The 910-nt window shown below is 61.6% G+C and carries 1 protein-coding gene; it reads right to left on the bottom strand.

Features of this window, described 5'->3' with window-relative positions:
- Positions 1-70: 70 nt before the first annotated feature.
- Positions 71-274: a hypothetical protein gene (locus NW75_RS22555; RefSeq protein WP_033967593.1), complete on the bottom strand. Its 204-nt coding sequence runs from the start codon at positions 272-274 to the stop codon at positions 71-73.
- Between the last annotated feature and the right edge of the window lie 636 nt (positions 275-910).

The following is a 910-nucleotide window of genomic DNA, read 5'->3' as shown; positions in this document are numbered from 1 at the left end:
CGGGCCAAAGTGGCGGCGAAGGTTGGTCAGGCCAAGGTCGACGCCTCGCTGGGACAGGCCACCGGCGACATCAGCCACCGCCGCGATCCCACAAATCAACGATGCCACCCGGCAAAAGGTCGAGGTGGACGTACAGGTCCAGAAAGGACAGATCGATGTTCGACAAGCGCCCGATGCAGGCGTGGCGGTGCATGGCGTCGCTGATGCTCTGCGCCGCAATCTCTGCCTGTATGACGACCTCTACCGTGCTGACCCAGGCTGCCAGCCCGTGCATGAAGATCCTGATGGCGTCGGGCCTGCTGGATCCAACGCCGGGGGCCACCGCTCACCCTGATTGATGGCTCTGCCGGTGGTCTGGGCGCGCACGATGTCGCGCAAACGGGCCAGCTCGTGAAAGCCAATATCGACAAGCGCACCGCCGTGAAGCTGGGCAGTAGCTGCGATGCCGAGTGGACGGCGGCGCTGGCAAAAGCAAAGCCGCGTGCGCGGTTCCTGGGGATTTTTTAGGGGGCCAATCCATTCCGACCGAAACGGCAATATCCGCATAAGTCGGAATTTAAATGCAAGCTAAGTCGTTGATTTGTGGCGTCTGCTAAAACTTGGAAGGCTGCTGTACTACCATTGTACTATACCCGCTAAGCCCAGCAATTCCGCCATTCTGTGGCGTCTCGTCAGACTGCGTTCCGACATTCCGATTGTCGGAATTCCGACAATCCGCGTCGATGCGCGTTTGCGATAGCGTGCACATGGCGTTGACGCAAGCCGCGCGGCTGGGGGTGCTGGGTCACGCACTCGCCCCGTTGCGCTTGGCATTGCGCGCGTCGCGTTCGGCGCTCATCATGATCGCGCGCGCGGCCGTGCCGGTGGTGCGCGGCATGTACACCTCCAGAATGCGCTTCGTTTCGTCGAG

The sequence above is a fragment of the Sphingomonas sp. Ant H11 genome, assembly GCF_000797515.1.
Lineage (GTDB): Bacteria > Pseudomonadota > Alphaproteobacteria > Sphingomonadales > Sphingomonadaceae > Sphingomonas.
Note: the sequence above shows the minus strand (reverse complement) of the source record. Positions and strands in the feature narration are given on the sequence as shown.

Bases quoted from the DNA above. Each gene is read 5' to 3' on its own strand.
- NW75_RS22555 (WP_033967593.1), bottom strand. From the start codon at position 274: ATGCACGGGCTGGCAGCCTGGGTCAGCACGGTAGAGGTCGTCATACAG.